This is a genomic window from Undibacterium sp. SXout7W, from assembly GCF_049339385.1.
Classification (GTDB): Bacteria; Pseudomonadota; Gammaproteobacteria; order Burkholderiales; family Burkholderiaceae_D; genus Undibacterium.
In genome coordinates, this window is sequence record NZ_JBMPPF010000117.1 from 1 (window position 1) to 326 (window position 326).

Consider the following 326-nt stretch of genomic DNA (forward strand, 5'->3'; position numbering starts at 1 on the left):
CGTCATGCAATTCGACGAATGCACGCCGTATGAAATTCAAGGCCGTCCAGCCACCATCGAAGAAGCGGCCAAATCCATGCGCATGTCCTTGCGTTGGGCGCAGCGCTCGAAAGATGAATTCCACCGCGGTGAGAACCCGAATGCGCTGTTTGGCATCGTGCAGGGCGGCATGTATGAAATGCTGCGTGACGAATCGCTGGCCAAGCTGGAAGAGATCGATTTCCCTGGCCTGGCCATCGGTGGCCTGTCGGTCGGCGAGCCGAAGGAAGACATGATGCGCATCCTGGCCCACGTCGGCCCGAAAATGCCGGCCAACAAGCCGCACT

At 59.2% G+C, this 326-nt stretch carries 1 protein-coding gene; it reads left to right on the forward strand.

The window, feature by feature from the left end; translation table 11 throughout:
- Window positions 1-326 (forward strand): tRNA-guanine transglycosylase (locus tag ACO0LB_RS20735; protein WP_423052609.1); only part of this gene is annotated, 326 nt, incomplete at both ends.